This is a genomic window from Luteimonas sp. Soil_N_1 (genome assembly GCF_057656255.1).
Genome location: NZ_JBDGKS010000001.1, coordinates 1,474,358 through 1,498,671, shown reverse-complemented (window position 1 = coordinate 1,498,671; position 24,314 = coordinate 1,474,358). Strand labels below are relative to the sequence as shown.

The 24,314-nt window shown below is 61.3% G+C and carries 29 protein-coding genes; 11 read left to right on the top strand and 18 right to left on the bottom strand.

Going from position 1 to position 24,314, the window contains the following annotated elements:
- Nucleotides 1-2: 2 nt before the first annotated feature.
- Both AC3A4E_RS06950 and AC3A4E_RS06945 read right to left on the bottom strand, forming a co-directional pair.
- Nucleotides 3-1,001 (bottom strand): DNA-processing protein DprA, encoded by a 999-nt coding sequence (locus tag AC3A4E_RS06950; protein WP_487630779.1) that lies wholly within the window; start codon nt 999-1,001, stop codon nt 3-5.
- Entirely contained in the window at nt 998-2,227 is a 1,230-nt protein-coding gene (locus AC3A4E_RS06945) for an HAD-IA family hydrolase (RefSeq protein ID WP_487630778.1), read from the bottom strand. Before AC3A4E_RS06945 ends, AC3A4E_RS06950 begins: the two co-directional genes overlap by 4 nt.
- A gap of 182 nt (nt 2,228-2,409) precedes the next feature.
- Between AC3A4E_RS06945 and AC3A4E_RS06940 the strand changes: the two genes are divergently transcribed.
- Nucleotides 2,410-2,916, top strand: a complete 507-nt coding sequence (locus AC3A4E_RS06940) for a hypothetical protein (RefSeq protein ID WP_487630777.1) — start codon at nt 2,410-2,412, stop codon at nt 2,914-2,916.
- An 80-nt stretch (nt 2,917-2,996) separates the two neighbouring features.
- On the opposite strand, the gene AC3A4E_RS06935 is transcribed toward AC3A4E_RS06940, so the two are convergent.
- The 4 genes from AC3A4E_RS06935 to AC3A4E_RS06920 form a co-directional block, all read right to left on the bottom strand.
- Entirely contained in the window at nt 2,997-3,626 is a 630-nt protein-coding gene (locus AC3A4E_RS06935) for a hypothetical protein (RefSeq protein WP_487630776.1), read from the bottom strand.
- Nucleotides 3,627-3,643: 17 nt separating this feature from the next.
- Complete coding sequence (locus tag AC3A4E_RS06930) at nt 3,644-4,477, bottom strand: lysozyme inhibitor LprI family protein (protein ID WP_487630775.1); 834 nt, start codon at nt 4,475-4,477, stop codon at nt 3,644-3,646.
- A gap of 140 nt (nt 4,478-4,617) precedes the next feature.
- A complete protein-coding gene (locus AC3A4E_RS06925) occupies nt 4,618-4,956 on the bottom strand; it encodes a hypothetical protein (RefSeq protein WP_487630774.1) in 339 nt (112 codons plus the stop codon).
- Entirely contained in the window at nt 4,953-5,168 is a 216-nt protein-coding gene (locus AC3A4E_RS06920) for a hypothetical protein (protein WP_487630773.1), read from the bottom strand. The genes AC3A4E_RS06925 and AC3A4E_RS06920 overlap by 4 nt, the downstream gene beginning before the upstream one ends.
- Before the next feature lie 164 nt (nt 5,169-5,332).
- On the opposite strand from AC3A4E_RS06920, the gene AC3A4E_RS06915 reads away from it, so the two are divergent.
- On the top strand, nt 5,333-5,791 hold the full coding sequence (locus AC3A4E_RS06915) for a LexA family protein (RefSeq protein ID WP_487630772.1): 459 nt from the start codon (nt 5,333-5,335) through the stop codon (nt 5,789-5,791).
- Nucleotides 5,792-5,795: 4 nt separating this feature from the next.
- On the opposite strand, the gene AC3A4E_RS06910 is transcribed toward AC3A4E_RS06915, so the two are convergent.
- A complete protein-coding gene (locus AC3A4E_RS06910; protein WP_487630771.1) occupies nt 5,796-6,056 on the bottom strand; it encodes a hypothetical protein in 261 nt (86 codons plus the stop codon).
- Between AC3A4E_RS06910 and AC3A4E_RS06905 the strand changes: the two genes are divergently transcribed.
- Nucleotides 6,055-7,317, top strand: coding sequence for a Y-family DNA polymerase (locus tag AC3A4E_RS06905; RefSeq protein WP_487630770.1), 1,263 nt, complete (start codon nt 6,055-6,057; stop codon nt 7,315-7,317). The two genes, AC3A4E_RS06910 and AC3A4E_RS06905, sit on opposite strands and share 2 nt — an antisense overlap.
- Nucleotides 7,318-7,320: 3 nt before the next feature.
- Here the strand turns inward: AC3A4E_RS06905 and AC3A4E_RS06900 are convergent, their stop codons facing one another.
- The 6 genes from AC3A4E_RS06900 to AC3A4E_RS06875 all read right to left on the bottom strand — a co-directional run bounded on the left by AC3A4E_RS06900 (nt 7,321) and on the right by AC3A4E_RS06875 (nt 17,346).
- On the bottom strand, nt 7,321-8,451 hold the full coding sequence (locus tag AC3A4E_RS06900; protein WP_487630769.1) for a hypothetical protein: 1,131 nt from the start codon (nt 8,449-8,451) through the stop codon (nt 7,321-7,323).
- 44 nt (nt 8,452-8,495) lie between these two features.
- The gene (locus tag AC3A4E_RS06895; protein ID WP_487630768.1) at nt 8,496-9,779 is read right to left on the bottom strand and encodes an abortive infection family protein; all 1,284 of its coding nucleotides are present in this window, start codon (nt 9,777-9,779) and stop codon (nt 8,496-8,498) included.
- Nucleotide 9,780: 1 nt separating this feature from the next.
- The gene (locus AC3A4E_RS06890) at nt 9,781-10,971 is read right to left on the bottom strand and encodes a GIY-YIG nuclease family protein (RefSeq protein WP_487630767.1); all 1,191 of its coding nucleotides are present in this window, start codon (nt 10,969-10,971) and stop codon (nt 9,781-9,783) included.
- Nucleotides 10,964-13,060, bottom strand: a complete 2,097-nt coding sequence (locus AC3A4E_RS06885; protein ID WP_487630766.1) for a DEAD/DEAH box helicase — start codon at nt 13,058-13,060, stop codon at nt 10,964-10,966. Before AC3A4E_RS06885 ends, AC3A4E_RS06890 begins: the two co-directional genes overlap by 8 nt.
- On the bottom strand, nt 13,057-15,885 hold the full coding sequence (locus AC3A4E_RS06880; RefSeq protein ID WP_487630765.1) for a class I SAM-dependent DNA methyltransferase: 2,829 nt from the start codon (nt 15,883-15,885) through the stop codon (nt 13,057-13,059). The genes AC3A4E_RS06885 and AC3A4E_RS06880 overlap by 4 nt, the downstream gene beginning before the upstream one ends.
- Nucleotides 15,886-16,245: 360 nt before the next feature.
- Nucleotides 16,246-17,346, bottom strand: a complete 1,101-nt coding sequence (locus tag AC3A4E_RS06875) for a helix-turn-helix transcriptional regulator (RefSeq protein WP_487630764.1) — start codon at nt 17,344-17,346, stop codon at nt 16,246-16,248.
- A 106-nt stretch (nt 17,347-17,452) separates the two neighbouring features.
- Between AC3A4E_RS06875 and AC3A4E_RS06870 the strand changes: the two genes are divergently transcribed.
- From AC3A4E_RS06870 to AC3A4E_RS06850, 5 genes are read left to right on the top strand one after another with little or no spacing between them, the layout of a single operon-like run.
- A complete protein-coding gene (locus AC3A4E_RS06870) occupies nt 17,453-18,106 on the top strand; it encodes a hypothetical protein (RefSeq protein ID WP_487630763.1) in 654 nt (217 codons plus the stop codon).
- Nucleotides 18,107-18,148: 42 nt separating this feature from the next.
- The gene (locus AC3A4E_RS06865; protein ID WP_487630762.1) at nt 18,149-19,177 is read left to right on the top strand and encodes a hypothetical protein; all 1,029 of its coding nucleotides are present in this window, start codon (nt 18,149-18,151) and stop codon (nt 19,175-19,177) included.
- Nucleotides 19,178-19,206: 29 nt separating this feature from the next.
- A complete protein-coding gene (locus AC3A4E_RS06860) occupies nt 19,207-19,512 on the top strand; it encodes a hypothetical protein (RefSeq protein WP_487630761.1) in 306 nt (101 codons plus the stop codon).
- Between the two features lie 43 nt (nt 19,513-19,555).
- The gene (locus AC3A4E_RS06855; RefSeq protein WP_487630760.1) at nt 19,556-19,867 is read left to right on the top strand and encodes a hypothetical protein; all 312 of its coding nucleotides are present in this window, start codon (nt 19,556-19,558) and stop codon (nt 19,865-19,867) included.
- Between the two features lie 33 nt (nt 19,868-19,900).
- The gene (locus AC3A4E_RS06850) at nt 19,901-20,284 is read left to right on the top strand and encodes a hypothetical protein (protein WP_487630759.1); all 384 of its coding nucleotides are present in this window, start codon (nt 19,901-19,903) and stop codon (nt 20,282-20,284) included.
- 52 nt (nt 20,285-20,336) lie between these two features.
- On the opposite strand, the gene AC3A4E_RS06845 is transcribed toward AC3A4E_RS06850, so the two are convergent.
- Nucleotides 20,337-20,693, bottom strand: a complete 357-nt coding sequence (locus AC3A4E_RS06845; protein WP_487630758.1) for a hypothetical protein — start codon at nt 20,691-20,693, stop codon at nt 20,337-20,339.
- Nucleotides 20,694-20,771: 78 nt separating this feature from the next.
- On the opposite strand from AC3A4E_RS06845, the gene AC3A4E_RS06840 reads away from it, so the two are divergent.
- The 3 genes from AC3A4E_RS06840 to AC3A4E_RS06830 all read left to right on the top strand — a co-directional run bounded on the left by AC3A4E_RS06840 (nt 20,772) and on the right by AC3A4E_RS06830 (nt 22,689).
- Nucleotides 20,772-21,008, top strand: a complete 237-nt coding sequence (locus tag AC3A4E_RS06840) for a hypothetical protein (RefSeq protein WP_487630757.1) — start codon at nt 20,772-20,774, stop codon at nt 21,006-21,008.
- Between the two features lie 353 nt (nt 21,009-21,361).
- On the top strand, nt 21,362-22,060 hold the full coding sequence (gene gntA / locus AC3A4E_RS06835; RefSeq protein ID WP_487630756.1) for a guanitoxin biosynthesis heme-dependent pre-guanitoxin N-hydroxylase GntA: 699 nt from the start codon (nt 21,362-21,364) through the stop codon (nt 22,058-22,060).
- Nucleotides 22,057-22,689, top strand: a complete 633-nt coding sequence (locus AC3A4E_RS06830) for a DUF1989 domain-containing protein (RefSeq protein ID WP_487630755.1) — start codon at nt 22,057-22,059, stop codon at nt 22,687-22,689. The genes gntA and AC3A4E_RS06830 overlap by 4 nt, the downstream gene beginning before the upstream one ends.
- Here AC3A4E_RS06830 and AC3A4E_RS06825 read toward each other — a convergent pair.
- The 4 genes from AC3A4E_RS06825 to AC3A4E_RS06810 all read right to left on the bottom strand — a co-directional run bounded on the left by AC3A4E_RS06825 (nt 22,623) and on the right by AC3A4E_RS06810 (nt 24,289).
- Nucleotides 22,623-22,934, bottom strand: coding sequence for a hypothetical protein (locus tag AC3A4E_RS06825; protein ID WP_487630754.1), 312 nt, complete (start codon nt 22,932-22,934; stop codon nt 22,623-22,625). The genes AC3A4E_RS06830 and AC3A4E_RS06825 overlap by 67 nt on opposite strands.
- Nucleotides 22,935-23,032: 98 nt before the next feature.
- The gene (locus AC3A4E_RS06820; RefSeq protein ID WP_487630753.1) at nt 23,033-23,506 is read right to left on the bottom strand and encodes a hypothetical protein; all 474 of its coding nucleotides are present in this window, start codon (nt 23,504-23,506) and stop codon (nt 23,033-23,035) included.
- Nucleotides 23,503-23,877, bottom strand: coding sequence for a hypothetical protein (locus tag AC3A4E_RS06815; protein WP_487630752.1), 375 nt, complete (start codon nt 23,875-23,877; stop codon nt 23,503-23,505). The genes AC3A4E_RS06820 and AC3A4E_RS06815 overlap by 4 nt, the downstream gene beginning before the upstream one ends.
- A 1-nt stretch (nt 23,878) precedes the next feature.
- Nucleotides 23,879-24,289 carry a hypothetical protein gene (locus AC3A4E_RS06810; RefSeq protein WP_487630751.1) on the bottom strand — a complete coding sequence of 137 codons (411 nt, stop codon included), beginning with the start codon at nt 24,287-24,289 and terminating at the stop codon, nt 23,879-23,881.
- Nucleotides 24,290-24,314: the final 25 nt, after the last annotated feature.

Below are 24,314 nucleotides of genomic sequence, written 5' to 3'. Positions count from 1 at the left end.
GGTCAGAACATCGACGGTTGGGTAGCGCTGCCCAAGTCGGGCGTGGCCGGCATCAGGTCACTGGTGGTCAGGCAGGCGCGGTAGTCGTCCTTGGTCCGCAGCACGACGAGCTTCGACAATGCGCCAGGCAGCTTGAGGTGCAGAAGGTTCATGCGCTCCGACTCCGAGCCATCGGCCAGCGTTAGGTTGGCTTGCACCTTGGCCTCCCCCGCCGCGCGGTCCTTCTCGGTCGGGTATGGCACGGCCAGCCAACGCCCGTAGTCCAGCGCGGCGCGCGAGGCGTGCAGGCTGCCACCCTTGAGGTCCGACTGGACCATGACCACGCCCTGCGCCAACCCGGCTTGCGTGCGATCGCGCCGGACGAACTGCTGGGGGATGGCACCCTTGCCGAAGGGGAATTCGCTCACCAGCGCTCCACCCGACGCGAGGATGTCGTCGGCGAGTTGGCGATGCTGGGTCGGAGCAATCGTCTGGAGGCCATGGGCCAGCACGGCCAACGTGTGCCCCTTCGCGTCGATCGTGGCCTGGTGGCCGATGGCGTCGCACCCTAGAGCCAGCCCACTAACCACGCTCCACCCCTCGCCCACGAAGAACTGCGTGATGCGCTCCGCGATGATCCGTCCGTGCGGCGTGGGTTCTCGAGTGCCGATGATGGCCACCGACTTCTCGGGATTGGGCGCGAGCGTGCCTTTCACGAAGAGCAGGAACGGGTCGTCCTTGGTATTCGCCAGCAAGCCGGGGTAGTCAGGGTCTAAGGGCGACAGGATGCGCGCCTCGGCCTTGATGGCCTGCTCGACCTGGTCTTCGGCCTGCTCAAGAGCCTTGTCCCAGGAGCCCACGTCGATGGCCTTCGCAAGCGCCGGAATAAGCACGGCCAGCGACTCGATGGACTGGGTCTCGAAGAGCGGGAGCGCGGCAATCTTGCGCAGCGTCGCGGGGCCAATGCCTGGCAGCATCGACAAGCCCAACAGCTTGCCCGTGGCGGCGCTGACCTCACTCATTTGTCGCTCACCGCCTTGGCCAGAGCCAGGCATTTTACCTGCGCGGCGCCTGCGGCCGTGAGGGCTCGGGAGGCACAGATCAGGGAGGCTCCCGACGTCACGACGTCATCGATGACCAAGACTGGGCGCCCTTGAATGGCCGCCGCGTCAATGACCCTCAAGTGCCGTTCCACGTTCTCGAAACGCTGCGCGGCGGTGAGGTGGTCGCGGTGCGCCGAAGCCACCCCTTCCGAGAACGCCATGACCTCAGGGTGGATGCGGCACTGGACGTTCGGGATTGGACTGCCGTCCAGCGAGCGCGCTAATTGAACCAGCAGCGACTCCATCCGCGGCACGCCGCCGGGCTTCTTTGGGATGACGGTGACGACGAGGTCCCTTTGAGGTCCGGCAAGCGACGCCATGCGCGCCAAGAAGGCGCGAATCGACTGAATCCATTCGTCCGGGAAGCGCACGGCTTCCTTGTGGGCGAGGATCTGCTGGGTGAGAACGTGGGTTTCGGACCGGGGGCGAATCGCCTGGTAATCGGAGAACATCTTTCCGAACACGGTGACCGCCTGCTTTCTGCGATCCGGATGGAAATGATTAATGGTGTCGAAGCGGGAGCGAATGCGCCCGTCGGCCGTTGCGCCCGCCAGCCGGCACTCAAGGTCTGGCAAGTGCGACTTGATTTGGGGCAGGACGTTGACCAGTTCCGTTGGTTGCTGGATGACGGCATCGGGCACACGCTCCATCGCCCAATAGCACCCACTGGCCCAAGGCCTGCTCCAGCTCGACTGGTCCACGATGGACCACGCACCAGCGCAATAGGCGGCCATGACATCCGGCTTCTCGTCGCCGACCACAGCCACCTGAGAGGCATCCGCCACGCCCGTAGATTGAATCGCAGCCCACACCCCTTCAGGATTCGGCTTCGTGTGAGTCACGTCTTCCCGGGCTACAACCGCATCCCAGCGCCAGTTCGGGTAGGCCCGGGCCAGCAAGGTTTGCGCGTAGGCACGGGGCGCTCGAGTGAACACGCCCCACTTCATCTCAGGAAGCTCGCGCCTCAGCCGATCAAGAATGGCGGGCGTGTAGAGGTGCCTTCGCGCATCCGCATCGAACGCATGAGCAAGCCGCTCCCGGTAGTCGACGCCATCGTTTCCAACGTTGGCCTGTCCGCGAAAGCCGTCCAGGTCAGACGTGCGCACCAGCGTGTTGTCGAGATCGAACAGACACAGTCGAATCATCCCTTTCATCCCCCTGCGGAAATCGCTCCGCGCCATTCCGTGGCCGACCCGCCTACCCTCCCCGGCGGAAGCCACACGGTAGCCGGCGACATGGGGTTTCGCTAGCCCTTGAAGCTCGCGCCAGCGCGGCCGCATCCTTGGATAGAAGCCCTCGCCCTATCCGCACCCAGAAGGACCTGACCATGTCACTGCTGTCTATGTTGAACCGCTTCAACGAGGGCATGGCTGCGACCAACGAGAAGCTTCGGCGCTCCGCGGAAGTGATGCGTGCTACGTCCGAGCTTAAGCAGCAGGCCTACGCGGAGCGCTACACGATCGAATCTGCGCTGAAGCTCGCCAGGACCGACATTGAGCATCGCGAACACATGGAGCGGCCTGAGTTCAGGGCGATTTATGAGCAGATGCGGGCCGCCATCGAAGCGACCAAAGCCTCCGACACTCCGGCGGAACGTCTCGAACAACCCGTTCCTGATTTCAGGTTGACGCTGACTCATCCAGACCCCGCTACTGCAGCTGCAATAAGCGGGGTGGTTGAAGAATTGAAGGCCGAGCGGGAATGCTTTCTAGCGGACGTCAACCGAGAACTGGCATCGGATCCGGACCTTCGACGCTACTTCGTCAGTCGGATAGAAGAACTCGGCTACGACCGTTACCTCCCCGCTCTGGCGGAAGCAGGCACGCAGGGCTGAAACGCCCCGCCTGAAACATGACCTGAAAACGTCATCACCAGCTTGCCCGATCGCTCCAGAACGATCGGGCATCAGCTGGGTTAGTTGGCGCAGCGGAAGTAGTTGCGATCGTCGAACTCGCACTGCTCCTGCATCCACTTCCACATTGCCGGCTGGAGAGCGCCTGCCACCAGACCATCGTGCGTGATGCACAGGTGTTGCGAGCATGCAATCTCGCCCTGCTGGGCAAACACGTCTTCGTTGTAGAGGAAGGTCACGTGCTTGGCGATATCCACGTCCAGGTCCTCGCCCATGCGGCCGTGCGCGCACCAAAAAGTCGTCGCGCCATGCGACATCTGACATTGGAGATCGGTGAACACGGGGTAGCGATCGAGATAGGTGCGATCCTCGGCGAACCTCGTGTAGACGGCGCCTTCGACCCAGAACTCGTTCCGAACGCGAGCTCGATCATAGGTCTCCATCCTCAACATAGATTCCGATGAATTGGGCGGAAGGTTCGGCTTAAGAGGAGCATTGGAGAAGTTCTTGGGTTCGTCGGTTGCCGCCGCTTCCGCAGCAGCCTGCGTCGCGTATTGCGCAGGAGCTGCGTTCTCGGCCGGCTGCTCGACGGCCGGCGTTGTCGCGTCTTCGGTAGCAGCACCGCAGGCAGTCAGCGCGAGCAGCAGGGCAACGCCGCCAATGCTGGAAGCGGTTGAGTTCTTGAGGGTCATGGATTCCTTCCTTGGGATCAGTGAGGGCGGTAGAGGTAGAGGATTCGATCGGCGTAGGCACTGCTCATGCAGGTCACGTCGGAACAAGCATCACGGACTTCGCGGCGCCAGGCATTCTGGTCTGCGACCAGCGCCTTCGCGTCACTCGCGGATGCCCTTGCCTGCTTGAACACGTCGGCCATTTCCGCATCGAGGCCGGCAAGCTCTGCGTTGCTACAGATGAGGCGCTCGGCATTGGTCGAAGCCTTCGCGCAGTTAAAGCTCGGTGCAACGACTAAAGGCGACTCAGCGCTATCAGGAACAGGAGCCGGGACTTCTTCCGCGTAGGGCTCTGCTTCCGTGTAATCGTCCGGTCTCGCGCTCGCCGCGTGCTCAGCAACCTCAGGAGCTTCAGGCAACGCTGCTGCCGCGTTGGCCGCCGCAAGCTTCTTCTCTTCGAGATGGCGCTTCCAGGCAATTGCCTCATTCAGGCCGTCAACGTGCCCCGGAGCGATCGACACATACACTTCGTTGTCGCCCGAGCTGTTGATCTGGGAGTCGTAAGTGACGGGCGCAGAATGGACGTTGCGGCCGAGATTTCCGAACTCAGCCTGGAGCGTGCCCTCACACGAGAGCTTTTTCACCGACTCGTCGTAGCTGATGCTCCGCGCCAGCACAAACTTCAGTGCATCTTCTCGATCCACCGCGCTTAGCTGACTGAGAATCTGATCCGGCCTGGCTTGCTGAGAAACGATCAGGCGGACGTCTTCAAGCACTTCTGGCGCATCACATGCCAGCGGACGCTCAGCACCGCACCCAGCAACAATCAACGTGACCACGACTCCAGCCGTCGCCTTCAGAAAAAAATTCACTTACCGCCCCCTGTTGAAGAAAACATCCTTATCGAGCGCCCCCATTGCAGGGGCGCCGGTTCCTGATTCAGGCGCCTCTGCGCCTGCGCTTCAAACAATGGCTCAAGCGTCCATCGCCGACGATATCGGCCGGGTCGCTGTCAGGCCTTCAGCGCCTTCCTGAGCTTGTCTCGCAGCACGTCTTTGCCGCGCGCGATGAACGCATCGCGACTCTCCTCCGGCTGGGGAACGCCCAGGTCGTCGGAGAACGACTTCAGGAAGTCTGGTGACGAGACTAGGCCCACTGTTTGCTCCCCGAAGCTGGCGCTACCGAGCAAGCGCAACAGAGATGGTGCGAGGCTTGCCAGTTCGGTGTTCACCTTAGTTGGCACGCCCGCCGCCTGCAGCTCGCTGCCCATCACTTTCTGCACGCCTTCGGCCTTGCCCCCGTCAGCGTCTTGCTGCATGGATTCGTAAAGCGACTCTGGAACGTTCGTCATGCTGCTGCCTCGCCCTTGTCGGTGTTTGCACCATCAAAGCGCGCGCCCTTGGTCACCCGATCGAAGAAGGCTCCGAGAACTCCAGTGAAGCCATCCACGATCGACTCGATGATCTTATCCCTGCTGCGTTCGGGAATGCTCCCCCAGATGCGCATCAGCGCACCCCACAGCAGGCCCAACCAGCCTGTTCCGTTGGCCCCAGCGTTGTTCATCGCTCCCCCTGTCCTTGAGCAAGGCGCACAAATTAGCCGCTCTCCTGACAGACCGCCAGCCTGTTCAGCGAAATACGAGTGGCGAACGATCTGGCCCCGTCCCTAAGCTGTTGACCCGGTGGAAGTCTCACCGGGTGATACGGCCCCTTCGGAGACTCCGCCCCATGTCCTCACCTCTTCCCCTTGGCTTCTTGGGTGCCGCCGACCTCCGCGCCCTACCGATGCCCCTGCCGTTGCTGCCAGTGCGCGCGACATGCGGCTTCCCGTCGCCTGCCGAAGATTTCTACGGCGCCAACGACGTTCTGGACCTCAACCAGCGGTGCATCGACAACCCAGTGGCTACGTTCTTCGTCGAGGCCGACACGGGCACGAGCATGGTCGATTTCGGTATCTTCCCGGGCGACACGCTGGTGGTGGACCGAAGCAAAACGGCGCGACCTGGGGACATCGTCATGGTCAACTGGGAGGGGGGCTTCACCGTCAAACTCTTGCGCCTTCGCGCGGGCTGCTACGAGCTCCATTCGGGCAACCGGGAGTCAGCGCCGATCCGCGTGGCCGAGGACGTGGAGCTCGACGTCTGGGGGGTAGTGACCTGGAGCTTTCGAAAGCAGTTGAGGCGCTAGTGCATCACATGATCGGCGGCTCAGGCTTCTCGTCTTCCTCACTGATTCTCTTATCGGGCGGGACGATTTCCTTCAGCTTTTCCCGTCTTTCCTCCACCTCTTCGACGCGCCGCTGACGCTCTTTTCGTTCCACCTCTGCGGCCTCACGCTCCGAGCGCTGCTTTTCCTCCTGTGCCTCACGTGCTTTCGCAGCGTTCCACTCATCGCTCCCAATATCTAGTTGAGCGGAAGATTTCTTAGATCCCTTGGACACATTGAACTCCATGTTCGGCTTGGTCGACGGAAACAACTTTTACGCCTCTTGCGAGCGGGTCTTCAACCCCTCGCTGCGCGGCCAGCCCGTGGTCATATTGAGCAACAACGATGGCTGCGCGATCGCGAGGTCGAACGAAGCCAAGGCGCTGGGCATCCGCATGGGCGAGCCCATCCACCTGGTTGAGCCGAACGTGCGCCGGCAGCTCAAGGTGCTGTCAGCGAACTTCGGTCTCTATGGCGACCTCAGCGGCCGGGTTGTGTCTCTACTTCGCGACCTGTTCGCACAGGTCGAGGTCTATTCCATCGACGAATCGTTCGTGACGTTCGATGGCATCCGCGAGACCGATCGAGAACGCGTGGCGCGCGAAGCCCGGGCGCGAATCCTGAAGTGGACGGGCATCCCGTGTTGCGTTGGGATTGGGCCCACGAAGACCTTGGCCAAGCTCGCGAACAAACGTGCGAAGAAGACCTCGCATGGCGTGCTCACCGCCCTGCCCGGGTCACCAGAACTCGAGTCGTTCCCCATTGAGGACCTCTGGGGCGTGGGGAGGAAGTGGGCCGCGCGCTTAGGCAACGACGGCATCCTGACGGCCGCCGACCTGGCCCGGGCCGATGGGGACACGCTGCGCTCGCGGTATGGCGTGGTGTTGGCGCGCACCCAGCGCGAGCTCCAAGGCGTGGTGTGTGCGGAGCTCGAGGAGAGCGAGCCGGACCGCAAGCAGATCGTCGTGTCGCGGTCGTTCGGACGCGAGGTGGAATCGCTGGAAGACCTCCAGCAGGCGGTGTCGACCTTCGCCCAGCGTGCGTGCGAGAAGCTGCGTGCCCGGTCGCTGCAGGCCGGGGGCGTGTGGCTGTTCTTCCATACCAACCCCTTCAAACCCGATGTCCCGCAATACCATCCCTCCAAGGCCTTCCGCTTCATCCGTTCGACACAAGACACGCGCGAAGTCTTGATGGTCGCCAATGGCCTGGCGAAAGCGTTGTGGAAGCCCGGCTACCGCTGGAAGAAGGCCGGCGTCGGACTGCTCGACTTGAGCAACACGGACATCCAGCAAGGCGACCTGTTCTCGGGCGTCGACCAACGGGCGTCCCCGCTCATGGGTGTGCTGGACGAGGTCAATCAGAAGTTCGGACGCCGGACCATGCAATTCGCGGCCTCGGGGTGGCGCCCAAAGGGCAAGGCCCTCCAGGCGCCGGCATGGCGAATGAATCAGAGCGCGTTGTCGCCGGCCTACACGACCCGTTGGGACCAACTCATGAGGGTGCGGTAGCGCTCATGCATCCGTTTGGACTTCGAAGACGTTGTGCTTGAAGGACAGGCGCCGGGGCATATCCTCTCGATCATCGCTTCTCAAAAGGCTGCGGAGGTAGAGGTAGTGATCGCCGGCAAGCTGGGCGCGATCATCCAATGGGATGCGAGAGAGAGCCTCCTTCAGTGCTTCGAAGGGGCTTTCGCGATGCCGCAGATGATCTTCATGCAACGCTCTTCCAACCAAGGTCGTCCAGCCTTCCAATTGCTGCCCCTTGGGATCGTCCGCTCGTAGCCAGCGGGAGAAAAATTCAATGGCGCGCTCATGTAGGTCGGCGATGGTGTCCTCCCCGCCTTTCACGGCTCGATCTAGCGCCTCGTTGGCCGCATCCCCGCATCCCACAAGAACCACGCTCTCCGGCGCGTAGTGGGTCAGGGTGACCATCTCGTAGGGGTTCGCCAGGAACGGGTCGGAATGCTCAGTGTCCATGAAGACCACCACAACCACGCGCACAGCGTAGCTATGCTCGGGCACTTCGGGACAGCGCACCATGGCGCGCACGGCTTCCATGGCTGAGAACCCGTCTTCGCGATGGTCGGTCACTAACACCACTTCGCGTCGCTCGTGGCTGACCGCCAAGCGCATGCCGTCGACTGAATCTCGAACGCTTGCGTCAAGGTTGGCCAGCTCTTTTGGAAGAACCCAACGCAGCGACATGCGCCAGTGGGCCTTGCCCTCGTCCATCTCGGCATCACTTAAGAAACGCTCACCCACCTGCCCCGTTTCGCGCAGTGCCACGCCATCAAGCACGCGTTGCTTGAACTTCGCACGCCGCACAGCCAGCGCGAGTGCAAGATCATCAGCGTGAAAGCTCCTCAGAAGGACAGGGTCGTCAATGCCGATTGCCCCGCCAAACCGGTCCTCAGTGGGGCGGTTGTAGGTTGCCCAACGCTCGTCCTCTGGATCGGTGATGGGGTCGTGCTCTCCGAAATCCATCAGCTCGAGGTAGCGGTTCCTTTGCGGTTCGAGTTCTGGCTTGACCTGACCTTGCGCGTCGTTGCTGATCTCCAACCAAACTGGCACGCCTTCACTGGCGGGCACAACGCGATGCCTCATTCGGTCGATCTGCTCGTTGATGTCAGCTTCAATGCTCAAGTGGAATGCCCTTCTTGCAGACGCGCCAGTATGGCAAACCACTTTCAACTCTCTCGCGCTTGCTCCTTTTCTACTGGTTGCGCCTTGGACTGCCGATCTCGATAGGTCTCCGTGACGAAATCAACGAAGGCAACGGCTGAGCCAACAGCCAACCTTGCGTGTCGTGGTTGGAGCCCACGGTGCTGGCCAGCTTTTCCGTGTCCGGTGCCATACAGACGACGAAGGTTAGCGAGATTGCCAGCAATCTGATTGAGGTTGCTGAGTATTCGTTTTATGCAATCCGCACCCTTCGCCTGATCATCAATTCCTTCGGGCACCAAGTCCAAACTCTTGGCCAACTTCTTGGCCAAATCGTTCATGTCGTCGGACTTGCCGATCTCAATTCCGAGCTTGCCTAAGATGGTCTTGCAGCACGACTCAACCAGCTCTTTCGCGCTCCCAATCGCTAACTCAGGATCCCTCTCTACCGCATACTCCATGCGTTGAATTTGCTTGGCGATGGCCCCGGCATCCAACGAATCCGCTACCGACCGGGCCCGTTCGAATGCGCCACGACCGCTCGAACTCGCCGGCCGTGGCTCATACCGTGCCCGTCCCGCAATGCGCTCTACCTCGACCAATTCCCAACCCGCTCGTCGCAGCTGGTCGTTGAAGTGATCGACGATTCGGGCCGCCTCCTCGCGATCAGGCCGCACGACCGGGTGGACCAGTTCCGACAGGAATCGCAGAAACGTATCGGCCGGCCCATCTAATAATGGGAATCGATCGTCGTCGAAGATCCAATAGCTGTCCCAGTCGTCGTTGTTGACCCGATGCTGGTAGATGTCCCCGGCCGCGTCCTTGTAACGAGAGTCATAAGATGGCAAGCGGCGGAGCTCGTAAATTCGGCTAAGAAACTCCGTGTCGTCCAGGACGCCGAACACGTTCACCTGTTCCAGCCGTATGCCGTCGAGGATGTTTTGGCGAACCTTTCGAGGAATGCTTGATGGCGACGAAGCGCGCCAGTCCTCGTCCTGCCCCAAGATAGGCACCAGTTTGGCGGCGTAGAAGTCCACCCCAGTGGGCGGGATGGCCTCGGACAACGCCTCGCCGATTTGCTCCTCGATGATCTTGATCTTGGAGCGCAAACGAGCGAATTCGGGCGCGCCCACTTCCAGGACCACGTTCCAGTAATTAGTCCCACCGTTCAGGTTGTCATGAGCGTCGTGCTGGATGGACGCAGCCGACGTGCGAAGCAAATCGGCAGCGTCCTCACGGCCACTCTCCTTCAACAAGATGTAGGCCGCGCCGAGGCAACGCTCCAACGCTCTATTGTCCAGTGGCGCCATGTCAGTCTTGGCGCACCAGTGCTGCGTGGCTCGCATCGTAGACGTAGTCGGTGATCGACCCGTCTTGGATGCGCCGCACCGCCTCGTCGATGACGTGGAGCGGCACCAAGAACCACTCGCGCGGCTTCACCGGGTTGCCGAAGCGGTCCTGTATCGTCAGATCCAATCGGGCCGACTGGAAAATGCGGTGGAAGAGGTTTTCCAGACGCGTGCGGTTGAGGTTGGACAGCTGGTAGGTGGCCACCACCTCCACGCCGGCGAGCATGTAGGTCGGATCCTTGGCCGCGTTGGCGACACGGGTTTCGACCTTTCCGCCGGTGATCCCAATCTTGTGAATTAGCTGGCGGTGCTCGGCCACGTAGTCGTTGCGCGAGTTGCTGCGCAGAACGTAGATGGTGCCGTGGACGATGTCGTCGGGCTCGAGCGTGTCGCCGAACAGAGGCCCTTGGTCGTTGTCGGTGATACGTCGGCCGGTGTCGTCCTTGTAAAGCGCTCGCTGCAAGGAGCGCTGGAGCAGATTGCTTTCGGTGCCGTTGGAGAAGATGACCCGCATCCGGGCATCGGGCTCGCCATTCGGCGTGCGGAACATCTCCCCCATCTCGGTTACGAACGCCATCTGTCCGCCCAGGACGAAGAAGTTGCCTTCGGCAACGCTGGCGTCACGCCCGAAGCGCAGCGTCTTGCGCATGCCCGTCCGGAGGTCATGCTCCACTCGCTGGAACAACGGTGCGAAGCGGTCGAAGTCCGCGCACGGGGTGCGGTTCGCCACCTCCTCGGCAGCCTTGCGTTCCTCGAACGAGCGGACGTGGCGCAGCTGGGTGATGTCGTCCTCGCTGCTCAAAGGTGCCCCGAGGTCAGCTAGCAACGCCTCATCATCCACCGCATCCAACGCCTCGTCCGAGGGCAAGCTGGACGGCTCTAGGAGCAGCCCGTAACTGTCCATAGGCAGTAGCAGCGGATGCGCCTGCGTCAGCGCGCGCAGGCGGTCTAAGCGCACCGCTAGCAGGCGCTCGCCGATGGGGCGATCCTCGCCGTGCTGGGGCGCGCGCCCATGGGCACCGGCGAAGCGCGACACTTCCTGGAAGCCCGCCAGTAAGCGTTCCTCCTGGGCCGTGCGCTCGGTGGCCTTGACCGGGGCCAGCACGTGGCCCAGTTCGGCCAGCAGTGCCTCGTCGTCCTCGGTGTCAGCCACGGCCCGCACCCTCTGCGGCCTTGCGCTGCTGGACGTGCTTGCCCAAGGCCACCACGCCCTCGGCCATCTTGCGCTCCCATGGGTCGGTAGACGTGATGTCCGGTGGCCGTTTTTTCTCAGCTTGGAAAGCACGGGCGCGCAGAGCCAATGCCTTGGCCTCGTCATAGGCGATAGCCACGCGCTTGGCAGAGATGCTGGCTTGGACTTGACGCAGCACCCTCTCGTCCATGGCTTTAGCCAACACTGCGTAGGCTGCGTCGAAAGGGTTGATCCGGTCGATAAGATCGATGCTGAGGTCGCGGACGTTAACGAATTTACGCACGCCGTCGATGAGCGAGGTGTTGCCCGTCTCGCTTTGGGCGTCGTCTTCGGCCAGCCTCTGCTTTGCCTGCTGAGTTACGTTGAGCGCGGCGATGGCGTGCTGGCGCACCGCCTCCTGGTCCACGTCGCTCAACTCCGGATAGCGGTCGCGCACAATCTTGCCCAGTTGAACTTGCGTAAGATCCTCGGGCAGCGTGTTTTCCTTGTCGAAAAGCCCGCGCTCAAGAGCCGTCTTGTCTTGGATGAAAGTGGTAATAACCTCGTTCAAGTCCTCGCGGCAAATGCGGGCGGCTTCCGAAGAGCTGGGCATGGCTAGGCCGCCTATTTCAACGTGGACCTGGCCCGTGGCTGCATTGATGCCCACGTTGGTGCCGCCTGCCTTGTAGCCCTGTTCGCCGTAGTCGAAGCCCTGCTTTTCACCGGAGTTCTTGGGCGTGAACTCGAAGCGCGGGGCCAACACCTGCTCCATTAGCAGGCTGGCCGCGATGGCCTTGAGGGTGTCGTTGACCGCGTCGACCACCACCGCCTCGTCGGCGGCGGGCTCTGCAATGAGATTGGTGAAGCGAGACAGCTCCTTGCCAGGGGCGTCTCGAGTAGCCCGACCGATGATCTGGATGATCTCGGTGAGGCTGCTGCGGTAGCCGATAGTCAGGGCGTGTTCGCACCAAATCCAGTCGAACCCTTCCTTGGCCATCCCCAGCGCAATAATAATGTCCACGTGGCCGCGGTCGTTTTTATGCGCCGGATCTTTCAGCGCGGACAGCACCCGAGAGCGCTGCGCCTCGTCGCTGTCGTCGACAAGGTCCGCCACCTTAAGGACGCGTCCGTCCGGCACCTGGATCAGGTGGAAGCCCGTCGCCGGGTCCAAGCCCATCCACTCGCCCAGCCGGGACATGATTTCCTCCACCTCGCGATGCTTGTCTTTGAGGCTTTCCCGGGCATTGACGTTGGGAATGTGGACGATAGTTTTCAGGCTCGGAGTCAGCACCTTCATGATCGCGTCCAGATATCGGCCCGTGTAGAAGAAGTAGCCGATCTTGAGCGACTTGAGATAGGTGTAGCCGTTGAGTTGCTCGTAGTAGGTGTAGGACACCGTCTCGAAGCGCGCCTCGTCCGCGGGCGCCAGCACTGCCACCGCGTCCCCGCGGAAGTAAGATCCAGTCATCGCGACCACGTGGACTTGGTTGCGCGCGATGAGCTGGCCCAACTGCGAGCCCAGCTTGTTGTCCGGGTTGCTGCTGACGTGGTGGAATTCGTCCACGGCGATAAGCCGCCCGTCGAACGCCTCGATGCCGAACTCGTCCACGGCGAACCGGAAGGTGGCATGCGTGCACACCAAGACGGTGTCGTCGCTGGCCAAGAACGTGCCTACGGCCTTGACCTTGGAGGGCGCCACCTTGCCGTTGTCCTCTCCGGGTGCATTGCACAGGTTCCATTGCGGGCGCACGACCCAGTCCGCCCAGAATCCGTGCGCAGTTAGCTGCTCGTCGGCGAAGCTGCCGCCGATGGACCGCTCGGGCACCACGATGATGGCCTGCTTCGAGCCTTGGTTCTGGAGCTTGTCCAGCGCGATAAACATCAACGCGCGGGACTTTCCCGATGCGGGCGGCGACTTGATCAACAGGTATTGCGCGCCGCGGCTGGCGAACGCGCGGGCCTGCATGGGGCGCATGCCGTAAGCATCCACCTTGCTGGCCGTGCCGGTGCGCGCCAATGCCACCTCGACGGAAGGCACCGTGTGCTGCTCAGTCGGATTGTCGTCCGTCATGCCTTTCTCCCCCTGGCTTTCGACATGCCCTGCGCGGCCGTCATCTTCGTGTAGAGCTCGAACAGCTTTTCCAGCCGCTCAGTGTCGTTGCGGAAACGCCGCCCAATGTAGATCCGCTCCAGCACTTCGTCATTGCGTTCGTGTGCCCGGCGCAAGTCCTCCGGCATCTTGTCGTAGAGCTCCGCGATGGTTTGGGGAAAGTGAACTTCCCGCCTAAGCAATATTTCTTCGGCACAACCTGTAAGTTCAGCCCTCTGTTGATCGGTGAGTTTCGGAACGGGAAACGTATTCCAGCCCAAGGTGTTGGAATAGCGAAAGTCTGTTTTAAACTTTCCACAAACAGTTCCGATCCAAACCAAATGCAGGCGCGAAGCCAAGATTGCAGCGTTCCAAAGTGGCGCATCCAGTAGGGTAGCGGCGAGATTAGAAACAATATCTCCGACGTTCCCCAAAGCCCACGGCAAGTATTCGCGATTCTCTGAACTAACCAACGGAACGACAATGGGCGTCTCATTTCCTGTTTGCCTCACCTCGGCAAAACGGTATGAAACTCTCGCGAGCGATTGGGTCGTTGGGCGATCGCTAGCCTGCCTGTGCGCCTGCACGATAGAGAAACGAAAAGCGAGCCATGCATTTGCACACGCTTCCGAGCGGTCATCCTCACGAATCCAAACACATCGGCGCCGCTTACCGTTGATCGCTTCCTCAGACCCCAAAAACGTTCGAACAAATCGGCGCGGAACCGCATGATTCCGAACGGCGTCCTCGGCTTGATCTTCTTTCAGCAATAACCCACCACCGTCATTGGGCATGCTTCCGAAATTCATGGTCGCTAGGTCGCTCAGGGTGTGAGAGCGCTCCACCACGAACACGTTTGGGCCGGCCAACAGATAGGCGTTGATGTTATCGGTTGCCTTAAGGAGGGTCTGGCCGTCCTCGCCGCTGCTGTAGAGCAACCGCTCCTTTGTGGGCGCGTTAGAAATGCCAACAATGACAACGGACACGCCCGCATTTTTTGTCGCGAGGTTCTTCCACTTGAAGGAGGTGTGGGCGAAGGCAATAGCGTGGCCCGTGTCAAAAACAAGGGGCCAGAGCGTGGCTACTTGCCTCCCTTGGCAAATGGAGTTGGTGGATACGAATGCCGATGCTGCCTTCGTGGCCCTGCCGTAGTCAGCGGCTTTCATGAACCACGCCGCGACGTAGTCGAGGGATCCCCATTTTGTAGTGCGCTTGCCGAATATAGCTTTCATGTCGGCCTTGCGTAGCTCGGACTCGCGCTTCATGCGGGCCTTCTGTTCCTTGGAGGCTCCCTTGGGCGGCTTGGTGTTGGATCCAACATACGGCGGGTTGCCGCACAAATAGGTCTCCCCGCCTTCGTTCTCAAAATCGATATCGGGTTGATCATTGGGCGCTGTGAACAGGTCATCACCCTGAATGTTCACCTCGGTGCCGGTGGGTGGACACACTGACAGCCAGTCGATCTGCAAGGCGTTGCCGCGCGTGATCCAGTTCATGCTGTCCAGCGGCAGGACCGTGGCCAGAGCTTGCTGTTGGCCGCGGTAGAGCACATCGCACTGGAATTCGGCAATGATGAGCGCCAAGCGCGCGATTTCTGCCGGGAAATCGTTGAGCTCGATGCCGCGGAAGTTGTTGATCGGGATGTCGGACCTGCGGTCTCCCTCCCCCCTGCGGCAGTTCGCTTCGGCTTCGAGCTTGCGCATCTCCTTGTAGGCGATAACCAAGAAATTGCCCGAACCGCACGCGGGGTCGAAAACCCGGATGTGGGCCATGCGCCGCCGCAACGCCAGCAGCTTTGTCTTGTTCTCGCCGGCGGCCTCCAGCTGTGCGCGCAATCCGTCTAGGAACAGCGGGTTGAGCACCTTGAGGATGTTGGGGACACTGGTGTAGTGCATGCCCAACGAGCCGCGCTGCTCCTTGTCGGCCACCGCTTGGATCATCGACCCGAAGATGTCCGGATTGATCTGGCGCCAGTTCAGCTCGCCCACGCGCCGCAGGTAGGAGCGGGCCGCGCGAGTGAAGCGCGGAACGTCCACGCGATCGGAGAACAGCCCGCCGTTGACGTAGGGAAACGGCAGGGCCCAGCTTGGCAGATCTTCCGCGGCGCGGGCTGCACCCTCCAGGTTCATCGTAGAGAACAGCGTTTCGAGCACTTGGCGCGTGTTCGAGCCGTCCGGCTCAGTCATGCGATCCACGGTGCGCGTGAACAAGCTGTCGCCGAGAAAGATGTCCGTGTCCTCGGCGAAAAAGCAGAAGATGAGCCGCGCCAGGAAATGGTTCATGTCTGAGCGGCGTTCCTCGGTGTCCCACTCCGGATTGTGAGTCAGCAGTTCTACGTAGAGTTTGTTCAAGCGTCCCGTCGCCCGGACGTCGATCGGGTTGTCCTTGATCTCCTGGATGGTGGTGATGCCGGCAAACGGCAGGAAGTAGCCGAAGTGGTCGGCCAGTTGGGCGAACGGGCACGCCAGCGGCTCGCCGGTGGCCAGGTATTCGGCCTGCACTGCTTCACCGTCGGTGGCTAGGATCAGCTTGACCTTGTTGGGCCGGCTCTTCGGGCTGGCCCGTAGGGCGTCGAGCGTTTCGTGCACCTTGCCCAGTGCGCACACCGCCAAGTGGACGTGGCTGCGCTGGAGAACGCCTCCATCCAGGTCCGAGTGATTGGTGCCGCCCGACCCGACCTTACGCAAGCGTTGGAGTGTCAGCGCGTTGTTGCCGAACGCCGCCAGGAACTGAAAAGGGAACTCGGCGGGATTAAACGGGTTATCAGCTAGCTCGGAAAGGGCCTCTTCGATCTCAACGGGGTTCATGCTTTCGCGCCAGCCCTATCGGCGTAAGTCGGCACAGCCCACCCGACCGGACATGCACAGTTGCGAATTGGTTGCATACGGCAAGACCTCTTGAGCTAGCCGCCAAGTATCGATCATGGGGGCGCATGCGGGCCAGCAGAACACGGCTTGAGAGCGCCTGACCAGTGCGCAACAGCAAGCTTAAGATGAAGCAATGCGCTTCTAGGACCTTCACTTGAGGCCTCTCGCTTACGCTGGAAGACAGCAATGGCCATGTCATCGAAGTCGGGAGCGGACTCACTCCTACTACAGAACTCCCTCCAGAAAGTTGGCTGAAAGAAGTGTAGTGGCGCCAAAGCAGGTCTCAGATCGTTAAGAAGCCTAGCCCAAGCTCGCCACCAACGCCTCGAGCATCCGCACCAGGTCGATCTGCCGCCGAGTGCCTGTTTTCTGGAACACCGACTGCAGGCGGGTGCGAGCACTGGGCACCGAGATGCTGAGAGCATTTGCAGCGTCCGCAAGGTCCCCGGATTCGTAGAGCGCTGCGGCCAGCGCTGCTTCTGAGGGCGTCAGCCCAAAGACGGCCTTCAACCCCGTGAGCAAACCACTGCTGCTGCCGTAGCTGATCGTGTTGACGGTCAGGACGTAGTGCGGAAGGTTCTGACCCTCCGCGAAGCGACCGTAGGGTCTCAAGGAAGCGAAGCCCACAGGAGCGCCACCCTTGCTGTAGATCGGGATGGGCATGGCTGCGACGACGCCCTGTCGGGCCAACCCGCGTGTGGCCGCTTGCCATGCGGCCTTCGACACCGGATTCAGCGGCTCAAGTTCTTGACCCGGCCCGCCGCGCCAAGCACCCGTCTTCGCCAGCAGAAACGCTGCGTTGTTGCCGCTCATCCACCGGAAACGTTCGTCGAGCGCGACCAAGGCGGGGAGGTTGCTGCGATCGCTGGCCTCGAGTTCCTCGAACCGAGACAGCAGCGCGTAGGCGTTCTCCCAGTGTGGGGCTACCTTACGCAGCAATGCGATCTGACTGGACTCGAAGGCCCCTGCCGGGGCAGACCGGCACAGGGTGAGGATGCTGACCTTCGAGCCTTCCATGACGCCGCACAAGCCGGCGCTGTGTTGCGTGTCGATATGGCGAAGGAAGTCCGCGTAGTAGCGGGTTCTGCGCACCTCTTCGGAGGTGGCGAGCTCGTCACCCACGATGACCGCACCCGTGCGCATCATGGATTTCGCACGCTCATACCAAAGGTTGTCGCTGGAGCCGACGAATTCGGACTCGTAGCGAATGATGTTCTCGGCATCCACGGCCGACCCAACAGCTTCAACGGCGCTGCCCGTTCGCAGCGAACTGTCGCGCCGGGTCAGTGCGGCGGTGTGGCAACCCAGTTCCTGGGTGAGGCCTGCGATGAAGGTCCGCAGGCGGTGCGGGTCGCGGACGCCCGCATACAAATCGAGCAACAACGAATCCATGTCGGCCACGGCAACTCCCTGCCTGTCAAGTCCAATTTGAAAGCTTCCCTATCGCTTGATGGTAGCCATATTTCGTCCTCAGCGGTGGATCAAACCCACGGAACAGGGGAACGAAATGAAGCAACACTTCGGGCGCGCAATCGTGCTCACGACACTGGCAGCGGCACTCGTGATGTCAGCGGGCACTGTCACAGCACAGAACTCCAGCCAGGGTATCGACCCGTCAACAGCAAGTGCCCAGCAAGTGGGCGATCTGTCGTTCGAGGTGGCGTCTCTTCGAGTCGGACCCGCCAAGGGACATACGCCGAGGCACACCGGGGTCACCGCCACGCTTCGAATCCGAAACAACGGATCGGTTCCCATTGCGCTGAACTACAAGCGGCGGTCCTACAACGTGACCGATTCCCGTGGATACGGTTACGCCCTCTATCGGGAGCATTACACGGGGGTCGCCGGCGTCACCGGAATGGCTGTGTCGGATGAAAAGCGAGCCGACACCTCCGGTGTTCTGCGACCCGGCCAGACCCAGAGCGTGACCTTCTTCGCGGTGCGCTACATGCGTGACGGAGAGACCGCCGGAGAAAGCTTCGATATCAATGCCACCTTCTCGGCGTTCGAAGACGTGGGCCAGGGTCGGATTCGTCGATTGAACGACTACCCCGTGAATTTCATTGGCGTCCGACCACAAGGGCAGGTCCAAGGAGCGGTCAACGACGCTGTCTCCGAGGGCGCGGGCCGCGTGCTCGATCGCCTGCTCCGCGGCCGTTGAGCCCGTCCTAATACAGAAATACTCCTCATGAAGACAACTCGCATGACCCACCGCACCCTCTTCCTTGTTCTGCTCTCCAGCCTCGCGTTTCTCTCAGCTTGTGGAGATAAGGCGGCTGACGCTGATGAGGGAAGCGCCAACGTGTCTGACGGTTCCGAAACCCCAACGGTCGACCACGTGAGCGATGACTGGGACGCCGGCCGCATGAAGGCGGCGATGGATGCAGACCGAGGCGAGAAGTCCACGTTTGTGTGCACCGTGCTGGTGTCTGACATGGTCAGCAGCGCAGGCATTGCCGAGGCCATCCCGGCACTGGGTGTCGAAAAGCGCTCGGATGCCGAGATGGTGCTTCAAGCCACCAGCGCTGAGAGTGCTCAGAAGATCCTTGAGGGCTCGACGAAGCATGGTGACGTGCATGCCCACGTCCAGGTTCGGCGGTGCGTCCGAGAACACGCTGCGTCCGACGTGAAGTTCAGCGAGCGCCCCGAAAGTGACTACCAGGAAATCGATGCGCTGACGTCGATCTATCAGTATTACGCGGTAAGCGGCCAAACGCCGCCCTACGAAAAGCTCGCCGATCGGTGGTCCGGCTACTCCGTCATCCAAGACGCCTTCGACAAGCGCGATCGACTCGCGGAGATCACGTCGGAAATCAATGCAGGCATAGCGCAAGCCAAAACCAATCCATACGTGAAGATCGACTTTCAGAGCGAGATTCCGAAATTCGACTTCGACAAGGGCGCCTATCCGCTGAGTGAGGTCATCGGTCAGCGGACCTACATCACGCCCAGCGGCAACATGGGGACCAGGGGCTATCGGGTGATGTTCAACCAGCGCGAACTCTTTGCATCTTTCGCGCCGAACGGTGAAGCAGATGCACGTGAGATCGAATCGGGGGTTTCGGAGGGCATGCGCCAGCACCTGGTCCAGGTCTACGGAAAAGTCGAAGCGGCCGAAATGCGGGACGACAGGGAGACGTTGTTGGTCACGCCCACGCGCGTCACCGTCCAGCAGCCCCAGCGCTGGGACATCAAGAACCCGCGGAAGCTTTTCGAAATCGTGGCTCAGTAAGCAAGCTATAGCGCACAAGGAAGAAACCCATGAACAAGATCCTCATCGCCAGCGTCATCGCTCTTTTCGCAGCAGGCTGCAGCGGCGCACCCTCGAAGGGTGCTGCCCAGCAGGCCGCAACGAAGCTCTTCAACCACTCACTGGGTGGTGAAGGCACCACTATCGAGAACTTCGCCATCAATGGCTGCACCAAGGTCGACGGCGCAGACGGCTACGCATGCGACACGTCGGGCACGGTCAATCTCCGGACGATGGGCCACTCTGCGCAAATCCCGTTGAACGGCCGATTCCGCTACTCGAAGGCAAGCGGCGACTGGGTAGCCCACGCCATGTAGTTGCGCCTAACCCTCTGAAGCCCTGGTTGAACAAGGAAGCACCATGAAACGGATTTTTGCAGTCGGCGCCCTGGCGCTACTCGTCTCGGGCTGCGGACCGAGCAAACCATCTGATAAGGACGCTCAGTCAGCGCTCGCACGCTCATACGAGCACGAAGTGAGGGGCGGCAAGCTCGATCGCATCGAGAACTTCGCCCTATCCAACTGCGTTAAGGCGGAGAACGCCAATGGTGTGATGTGCGACGTGGGCGGCACAGCCCACATCAGCCATATGGGCCGAAACATGGCCATGGAGCTCACCAACCGCTTCCGTTTCTCGAAGGAGAGTGGCGAGTGGGTCGCCTATCCCAATTGAGTCCTGCGCTCCCTCCTCTATTTCGAGAAAGCCATGAAGAAGTTGGTTCTTGTCGCGCTTCTGAGCTCGCCCTTGGCGCAAGCTGCCCCTCCGGTGTGGCAACCGTTGGTCACGCCCGCCCCAGGCGCTCCGGCGATCTACCATTCCCCTGCTACCGCAAAGCTTGAGAACGATCGAGGCAGCGTCGTGCGTGCCCTGGACGTCAAATACGTCGCCGAGGACGGGCGTGAACACTTCGAGACATGGAAGGTCAACGTAGCGTCGTGCACGGGCCGCTTCGTCGACGTGTCGATCTTTGAAAACGGCAAGCTCGCTGGCATGCAGCGCAGTCTTTCGACGACCGACCTGCAACTCGATTCCACCCGCATGGCGCGTGCTGCATGCGGGCTCCCCATGGAAATCACTCCGGGCATTTGACCGGCGTGAAACGCCATGGATGGCACCTTGCATGGGAGCAAAGATCCACTGATCAACGCAGGCCGTAGTGCCGCTGCCACATCTGCTCGATGGCATCGATGCTGTCCCCAGCCGGGATGTTGCATAACAAGGTCAGGCGAAGCGTGTGACCCGACTGGATGGCCTCGGCCATGGTGCGATGGATGGCGCGGAAGGCAGTGGGCTTGTTGAGCCGGTAGGGCCGACCCGCGAGGACGTTGTTGACGTTCTTGCGGTAGTCCATGCGAGGGCGGTGCGCCCCATTCTTGGCCTTGCCGACGTAGCGGCCAACCACCTGGCCTGCTGGATCGAGGACCTCCCACAGGTAGATGAGGGCCCGGGCAGGGTCCACCCCACTGGGGGCCTCTAGGAAGGAGAACTGCATCGTCATTGGGGCTCCATGCGTAGGTGGTTCCTGACCCCACCCATCGACCTCAGCCGATAGCGTCAATGGAGAGCAGTTTGGACGATGAGCCTATCCGAAGCATCCAAGGAGGAGCCCGTGGTCGAAATCAGGGAGCTGGAGAACGGACGGTTTGAGGTCTTTGCGGAAGAGAGGCATTGCGAGGCCTTTGAAGGCTCGTTGGGGGCAATCGCGGTCGCGCACGCTATCGCCGCCGACATCGCTCTGGAAACCCATACGCCCGTGGTGATCAACACGCCATGGGGCAGCTGCTCCGTGTCAGAAGCTCGAATCATCTCCTGAACTCATGCGGTCAGCGTTGGCGTTAAACGCCTCGACCACCCCTGCCGCAAATCAGCCACACACTGATAAGAGCCCTGAGCGATCTCTTGAACGACGGTCCGCAGCCAGCATCACCAGCTTCACGATCGACGATGATCAATTGGAAACGACCCATTGATGAAGCGAGCGAGTGGCACAGCCATTCACTTCCTCGCGATTCGCGAAAAATACACAACGCCTGCCACGCGCTAAACGCTTCAGACAAAAAATTCCGGGATTACACGGTCACGTTCCTCGAGCGTGCATAGCCTGCGGCCCACTCAAGGCTTTCCGGCATCCCCATGACACCCTCACCCGCCCGTTGTCCTCATGCCATGCGCGCTGCGGCGGCGCACGGTCGCCAGGCAAGCGATCTGCCTGAGCAGTTCTTCGAAAAAATTCGCGCAGCGGACTGGCCATGCGTCGGATCGAAGGCCGCGTTGGCCAAGGGCGCTGTCGAACCCCATGTGTTCGGAAGAATGGGCGAACGAACCAACGATGCTCCGTTACTGGACGCGCTGGACGCGTTTGCAAGGATGGTAGAAGAGCAGCCCGGGGACAGCACCACCGTTCATTCGTTTGCTGCGCTTTTCAACAATCCGGTCGATACGAACGAAGAACGATTCGAGGCCATGCTCTGGTCGCAACTCCAGCGTCTGCATGACCTGGACGCGAAGCGCGGAACACGTTGGGCACAGGGTGTCAGCAGGGATCCCAATGACCCGCACTTCAGTTTGAGCCTCGCGGGGCATGCGTTCTTTGTCATCGGCCTGCACCCAGGCGCCTCTCGCCTGGCTCGCCAGTTCGTGACCCCAGCCCTGGTGTTCAATTCGCATCAGCAGTTCGAGAAGCTTCGCGCCGATGGTCGCTATCAGAAGATGCAGGCCGCAACCCGGGAGCGGGACATCGCGCTTCAAGGATCCATCAATCCCAACCTGGCAGACTTCGGCGCTGCCGCCGAAACGCGTCAATACAGCGGTCGGAAGACCGAAGCCGGCTGGTCATGCCCCTTCCACGTCAGGAGCCCGAAGTGACGTCACTCGATTCGAACGCCGCACGCATTCCCCCCTGCTCCGGACGAGCGGTGGTTCTTGAAGAAGGCGATGAGCTGATCATCGTTGATCCGCAGGGCGAACAGGTCAGCGACTTGACGGCGTTTGCGCGCGGAGACACCGCGGAATACCTGTCGTCTGGGCGATCCATCGACTACGCATCGAAACTGTTCTTGAGCACAGGGGATACGCTCTACTCCAATCGCAGCAACCCCATGTTCTCGATCGTCGAAGACACCTGCGGGCGCCACGACTTCACCCTGACGCCTTGCTCCAAGAAAATGTTCGAAAAGCTCTACGGGGAGAAGGAAGGCCGCCCCGGGTGCGAGGGCAACTTGGCTGCGGCATTGGAGCCTTACGGCATCGGTATTGATCGCATTCCCACCGCCTTCAACGTCTTCATGAACGTCGCTTTCGACGAAGCCGGAAGGGTCTCAGTGCTGCCGCCGTTGAGCAAGCCCGGGGACTACGTGCGTTTCCGCGCGGAGATGCCGTTGATCGCGGCGATGACCGCTTGCTCTGCGGGGCAGTCGAACAATTTTTCTTACAAGCCGATCGACTTCCGCGTGATGCGCGCTGGCGCAGACGTGACCGCAGAGGCTTTGGCCTGACCGACGGGTTGGAACGCCCGCTCCCGCGCCGTGAGCGGATTCCATGCGCGGTGCTCGCGCACGTAGTCCGAATCGTCGGCTTGAGCCTCTACCACCGGAAACGTGCGGTCGTAGCCCATGCACGCGGCCTTCGCGTAAGCCACCTGCTCCAGCTCGCCATGCGCTGCCAGGTGCGCGTCCAAGGCACGGTCAATGGCATCGACGTCGAGGCGCTGGGTCAGCGAAACGCGGTAGAGGATTTCCAAGTGTGGGTCATTCCTACCCACGCCCTCGAACAACCAGTCGCCATCATGGACGTCGGGCGAGCGATGGGTTGGCAGGAAATGACTCGTTGGGGGGCGGGTCATACCTGCGGTTCCTGCTTGGCGGCGAACTCGTGCCACGCGGTGCGGGCAACTCCGAAGGTCCACAGCGCAAGCAACGCGACGTAGAACCAGACGTAGCCGGTGGCGTGCGTCAGGGCGAGCAGGGCCACCCAGGCGACGCCCATGGCCACCGTGCTGCGGGCAAAGAGCAGCCACACGAACGTTGCGCAGCCGATGAGCCAGGCGTTGAACAAGACGCTTGCTGCGGGGTCGAAGTCAAGGCTTTGCATGCGGAGGTAGAGGGTGGCGCCCATGCCCACGACGGCAACGGTCCAAAACGCCAGTTGGAGGCACTTCCAGAATAAGGCGGCCCCCTGGCCCGCGGTGGCCCAGCCGCGCTCGTCGAGACGTGCCTTCTTCCATGCGATGGAGGTCGCTTCGAAAGCGCGGACGAAGGACACGGGCCCAAAGAAGCCGAACAAGACAGCGGCGGTGGTGAGGATCAGGTTCATCGTTCCTCAAGCTCCCACGTCGTGTCTCGGCGCGTGTTGAACCAGCCGAAGCAGCAGCCCACCAGCAGCAGAGTGGTGAGGAAGCTCGTCACGGGCAGGTAGGTGGAAGGCCTGAGCCAGGTTCCGATGAAGAAGGGGATGAAGAACGTCGCCAAGAGCCACGTCAGCAGACCGAGGCATGCCGTATGCCACAACGCCCGCACGAGCTTGCCCGGGGACGTAGGGCTTCGCGCGAACCGCTTCCACCAAGACGTTGCTTTGTGGAACGCGTTCATCGCGAAAAACGGGCCCAAACAGGGAAGAAAGGGAACGGCGAAGAAGGTCACCCAAAACCAAACGAAATGGAGGAATGAGGGCTCGGAGAGGTGCATGTCAGCGTCCCATCAGCCAGCCGGCGAGCATTGCGAGGGCGCCGGCGACGCTACCGACCCACATCCCCAACCAGAAGGCGCGGTCACGCTCTTCGCCAGCTTCGCTGAGATCCGCTTGCAACTTGACCATCTGAATCAGCATGTCGGTGGACATCGATACGATGCCGAGCACGCCTTTGACGTCGAGTTGCGCGTTGCCCTCGCGCGAGAGGTCGGCAGGATTCGATGGCTCGGGGGTGTCGTTGCCGATGACCTGGTCGTGGCTGGAGTCAAACAGGTCGCTTTGAACAACAGGCCTGTTGCCGGTCAACCAACACCGCGTCCACCTGCGGTTGTGACTGGAGGTCATACCGCTCCTGGTCTGTCCGAACACGAAATGGTGGGTAGTCAGATCCTTTTCGGACAGCTCCATGAGCGCTTCTTCGTCAGGGACATAT